This window comes from Thermorhabdus hydrogeniformans, from assembly GCF_049310025.1.
GTDB lineage: Bacteria > Bacillota > Thermosediminibacteria > Thermosediminibacterales > Tepidanaerobacteraceae > JBJYKD01.
The window spans coordinates 1-262 of sequence record NZ_JBJYKD010000189.1; the positions used below are offsets into that span (position 1 = coordinate 1).

Annotated in this window: 1 protein-coding gene; it reads right to left on the minus strand. The window is 61.1% G+C overall.

What is annotated here, in order from left to right; genetic code table 11:
- Positions 1-262: GTP-binding protein (locus ACKX14_RS16055; protein WP_422449415.1), on the minus strand; the 262-nt coding region annotated here is incomplete at both ends.

Below are 262 nucleotides of genomic sequence, written 5' to 3' on the forward strand. Positions count from 1 at the left end.
TGCAGCGGACCATCGACGTCGACCTGCGGCGGCGACACCTTTTCGACCACGAGCTGGAACAGCGATTCCATATTGTCGTCGAGATTGTCGGGGTCGAGGCCGGCCTTGCCGAGCAGGGCTGAAGCGTAGATGACGGGAAAGTCGAGCTGTTCTTCGGTGGCCCCGAGACGTACGAACAGATCGAATACTTCGTTGAGCACCCAGTCGGGGCGCGCACCTTCGCGGTCGACCTTGTTGATCACCACGATGGGCTTGAGGCCAC